The sequence below is a fragment of the Roseomonas sp. 18066 genome (assembly GCF_902706185.1).
Taxonomy (GTDB): domain Bacteria; phylum Pseudomonadota; class Alphaproteobacteria; order Acetobacterales; family Acetobacteraceae; genus Pseudoroseomonas.
The window spans coordinates 1-4,733 of sequence record NZ_CACSJM010000254.1; the positions used below are offsets into that span (position 1 = coordinate 1).

3 protein-coding genes are annotated in these 4,733 nt (G+C 73.9%); 1 reads left to right on the forward strand and 2 read right to left on the reverse strand.

From position 1 onward, the window contains the following. Positions 1-734, forward strand: a 734-nt coding sequence (locus GVN67_RS28060) for a nucleoside hydrolase (protein WP_160000600.1), incomplete at its 5' end; no start/stop codon positions are given. A 41-nt stretch (positions 735-775) separates the two neighbouring features. Here the strand turns inward: GVN67_RS28060 and GVN67_RS28065 are convergent. After that, positions 776-3,718, reverse strand: a complete 2,943-nt coding sequence (locus tag GVN67_RS28065) for an ATP-binding protein (RefSeq protein WP_160000601.1) — start codon at positions 3,716-3,718, stop codon at positions 776-778. 1 nt (position 3,719) lies between these two features. Then, positions 3,720-4,733 (reverse strand): TRAP transporter substrate-binding protein (locus tag GVN67_RS28070; protein WP_200845431.1); only part of this gene is annotated, 1,014 nt, incomplete at its 5' end.

Consider the following 4,733-nt stretch of genomic DNA (forward strand, 5'->3'; position numbering starts at 1 on the left):
GGGCCGACCGGCCGCTGGTGGGACGCTTCCGCAGCGAGACCGATGTGCATGGCGCCGATGGGCTTGGGGGGGTGGTGCTGCCGCCGGGGCCCGCGGCGACGCCCGGGCTGGCGGTGGATGCGATCCGCGCGGCGCTGCGCGATGCCGAGCCCGGCAGCGTGACGCTGGTGGGGATCGGGCCGGCGACGAATTTCGCGTTGGCCCTGTCGGCGGAGCCGGCGCTGCTGGACCGGGTCGCGGAGATCGTGCTGATGACCGGCGCGCTCAGCGAGGGGAACTGGACGCAGGCCGCCGAGTTCAACGCCGCCATGGATCCGGAGGCGCTGGCGATCCTCCTGTCCTGTGGCCGGCCGGTGGTGCTGGCGACGCTGGACCTGACGGCGCAGGCCTTCGTGACGCCGGCGCGGATCGAGGCGTTGCGGGCGGTGTCCGGCGGCGCGTGCCTGCGGGCTGCCGTCGAGGTGCTCGCCGCCGTGCCGCCGTCGCGGCGGTTCGGGTATCGCGGCGTCGCGCTGCACGATCCTTGCGCGGTGGCCTGGCTGGTGGCGCCATCGCTGTTCACGACGCGAGAGGTGGCGGCCGCGGTGGTGCTGGATGGCGTCGATCGCGGGCGGACGCGGATCGATCGCTGGGGACGCGACAAGGTGTCGCCGCGGAACGCCGTGTTCCTCGAGAAGCTCGATGCCGATGGTTTTTTCGCGCTGCTGTCCGAGCGCCTGTCTTCGCTTCACTGACAGAAAAAGATGGGGGTCTGGGGGAATTCCTTCCCCCAGCCTTATGCGGCCTCTGGCCCGCTCGATCGCTGGCTGGTCTGCCGCCTGACCCAGGCGCGCAGCGCCGGCAGGGTTTCTTCCAGCGCCGTGCGGGCGCGTTCGAGCGCCGGCCCCGGGGCGTTGCCCTGGGCCAGGCTGCGCTGGATTTCTTCCAGCGCGCGGGCCAGGCGGCGGGCGCCCATGGTGCGGGCCACGCCCAGCAGGCGGTGGGTCGTCGCGCGGATCTGGGCCACGTCCGGATGGGCCAGCAGGGCGCCCAGGTTGTCGCGGCCGCGTTCGAGCTCGGCGACGAATTCCACCAGCACGGCCTGGGCGGCGGGGCCGAGGTCGGCGATCAGCGCCTCGCCGGCATCGGCGTCGAGGAGCGCCAGGTTGGCGGTGGCTTCCTGGCGGGCGGCGGCGTCGCCGGCTGGGCGGGCCTGCAGCTCGGCATATTGGCGGACCATGCGCAGCAGGGTGTCGCGGTCGATCGGCTTGGCCAGGTGGCCGTCCATGCCGGCGGCGCGGCAGGCCTCGACCTGCTCGGGCATGGCGGAGGCGGTGACGGCCAGGACGGGCACGCGGTTGCGCGGCGCGGGCAGGGCGCGGATGCGGCGGGTGGCTTCCAGCCCGTCCATCACCGGCATCTGCAGGTCCATCAGCACCAGGTCGAAGCTGCCCTGCTGCACGGCGGCCAGCGCCACGGCGCCGTCCTCGACGCAGGTGACGTGGTGGCCGGCGCTGGTCAGCATGGCGCGCGCCACCAGCCGGTTGGCGGGCACGTCGTCGACCACCAGGATCTGCAGCGGCACGGCCAGGGCGCGGCTGGCATCGGCGATGGCCGCGGGGCCGGGCAGGGCCTGGCCCAGGCCGGGCTCGGGCGGCGGCAGGCGGGCGGCGGGCAGCGGCAGCTCGACCCAGAAGGTGGCGCCGCGGCCGGGCTCGCTGTCGCAGCCGATACGGCCGCCCATCAGCTCGGCCAGCTGGGCGGCGATGGACAGGCCGAGGCCGGTGCCGATGCCGAATTCCTGGGCCGGGGCGCCGGGGGTGGCGAGCTGGACGAAGTCGCGGAACAGCAGGTGGCGCTGCTCGGCCGGGACGCCGGGGCCGGTATCCTCGACCTCGAGGCGCAGGCCGGGGGCGGGGATCAGCGGCTGGGCGCGCAGCGTCACGCGGCCGCCGGCGGGGGTGAACTTCACCGCGTTGGACAGCAGGTTGAGCAGCAGCTGGCGCAGCCGCATGGCGTCGGCTTCGACGGCGGCCGGGCATTCCGGGGCGACGTCGAGCACCAGGCGCAGGCTCTTGCGCTGGACCTCGGGCATCAGCAGGGCGGCGCTGCGCTCCAGCAGGGGGGCCAGCGCCGTGGGGGCGGTGACCAGCTCGAGCCGGCCGGCGGCGATCTTGGACAGGTCGAGCAGGCCGTTGACCAGCTCCAGCAGGTGGCGGGCGGCCTCGTTCAGGGTGCGCAGCTGCTCGCGCTGGTCGGGTGCGAGGCGGGGGTCGTTGAGCAGCACCTGGGCGAAGCCCATGACGCCGTTCAGCGGCGTGCGCAGCTCGTGGCTCATGCGGGCCAGGAACTGGGTCTTGGCGTCGGCGGCGGCGGCGGCGGCGTCGCGGGCCGAGGCGAGCTCGTCCATGGCGCGCTTGAGCTCGGTGATGTCGGTGCGGATGCCGACGGTGCCGCCGCCCGGCGTCGCGCGCTCGGTGATCAGCACCCAGCGGCCGTCGGGCAGCAGGCGCTCCATCGGCGGGTTGTCGCCGCGGTGCCAGCGGCGCATGTCCTGCAGGAAGGCGTCGAGGTCCTCGCCGGCCTGCGGGTACTGGCCGCGGTAGAAGCCCTCGCGCATGATCTCGTCGAAATGCCGGCCGGGCTCGATGACGGCGGCGCTGACCCGGTAGAAATCCTTGTAGCGGGCGTTGCAGGCGACCAGCCGGTCGTTGGCGTCCCACATGACGAAGCCGTCGGACATCGAGTCCAGCGCGTTCTCCAGCATGGCGCGCCAGCGCGCCCGCTCGGCCTCGACCTTCTCGCGCTGGCGCATGGCCAGCAGCAGGGCGGCGGCCAGCGCCGCGACGAGGGCTGCGAAGGCGATGGAGATGGCCAGCGCCCGGGCGCGCTCCTTCTCCCAGTCGGCCAGCGCGCTGGACAGCTTCATGCTGGCCGAGAGCGACAGCGCCGGATAGAGCAGCGGGCGGGCCGCGGTGATGACGCGGTCGTTGTCGAAGCGGCTTTCGGTCTGGATGGCGGCGTTGCCGGCATTCTCGGCCAGGCGCATCGAGGTGGGCGGCGCCAGCCGGGTGCCGATGCGGGTCTCGTCATGCGGCAGGCTGGCCAGCAGGGTGCCGTCGTCGCGCTCCAGCGTGATGCGCAGGCCGGCGCCCTCGCCGCCGACGGCCAGCAGCGAGCCGATCACCGGCACCGGCAGCTCGGCCACCGCCAGCAGCGGGCCGAAATCCGGGATGGTGACCTGGCGCGCCATGAACAGCGACCATTCGCCGGTGGCCGGGTTGCGGAAGGGGCCGCCGATCAGCACGGCGCCGGGGCGCGGCGCGCTTTCGAAGAAGGCGCTGTTGACGGCGAAGGGCAGCGGGCGGCGGCGGGAGACAGCGAGGCCCGTGGCCACCGGCATGCCGTTGGCGCCGACCAGCAGCACGTCGCGGAAGGTGAAGTTCTGGTTGTTCAGCTCGCGCAGCACGCGGTTCAGCGCATTGGCGTCGAGCTTCCCGGCGGCCGAGAGCGGCGCCAGGATGGCCGGCAGCCCGGCCAGCATGGCGTCGACCTGGACGAAGTTGCGGTTCAGCGAGGCCTCGACGGCGCGGGCGATGCGGCTGACGGTGTCGGTGCCGCTGCCGATCGCCGCCTCCCGCGCGCGGCCGACCAGCAGCGAGGTCGCGAACCACTGCGCCGCCAGCAGCGCGATGGCCGCCAGCAGGATGACCAGGCGAAGCCGGCGGAACTGCTGCATGTCAGTCGCCGCCGCGGGTCATGATGCCGAGCGTCGGGCCGAGATAGGTGTTCCAGGCCTCGGAGCAGTCGGCGCCGCAGCGGTCGACCCAGCGCGGCAGCACGGTCGAGGTCAGCAGCGAGCGGCGGCGGTCGTTGTCGGCCGGCGTCACCGGCACCACGGTCATGCGGCCGCGGCGGCCGGTGGAGCAGGAGGGCTTGCCGACGGCGCAGTCCAGCCCCTCCCCGGTCTCGCGGTCGGCGCCGTCCCAGATGTCGCGCTCGAGATCGGCCAGGCCCGCGCGGATCTGGCGGCGGACCTCCTCCGGCAGGGCCTGCCAGGCGGCCTGGTTGGCGCCGAAGATGGAGACGCCCCAGGTCAGCGCGAGCGCGCTGACATGGCTGGTCACCTCGTGCAGGCCGATGGCGTTGCCGGACAGCGTGCCGGTCACCGCGCATTCGACGACGCCGGCGCGCATGGCGGGGACGATCTCGGCGAAGGGGATGACGACGGAGGTGGCGCCGAGCGCGTCGAACAGCTCGGCCTGGCCGACGGAGGAGGTGCGGATGCGGCGGCCGGCGAGGTCGCCCAGCCCGCTGAAGGGGCGCGAGCACCAGGTGACCTGGGCGGGGTAGGTGTAGACCGAGAGCAGCTCGACGCCGTAGCGCTCGCGCAGCAGCTCCTCCATGTGCGGGCGGTACAGGCGCACCGTCTCGCGCAGCTTGGCGATGTCGGGGTTCAGCGCCGGCAGGTCGATGGCGTTGAACTCGGGCTCCTCGCTGCTGACCACGGCGACGAGGGCGGTGCCGAAGGGCACGACGCCGAGCCGCATCAGCGGCAGGATCTCCTCGGCGCGGAAGCCGGCACGGTCGAAGGGGGCGATCTCGGCGGTGACGCGGCCCTGGGTCAGGGCGCTGATGCGCTGCCGCCAGAACGGCTCCTCGTAGCGGGTGTATTGCGAGACATTGGCCAGGCCGCCGATGATCTTCAGCTGGATGCGCTCGCCGGTGTCGGCCGGGGCAGGGGCCGTGGGGGC

What these genes read in the sequence shown, in the direction of transcription:
- GVN67_RS28065 (WP_160000601.1), bottom strand. Translation starts at nt 3,718, where the DNA reads ATGCAGCAGTTCCGCCGGCTTCGCCTGGTCATCCTGCTGGCGGCCATC.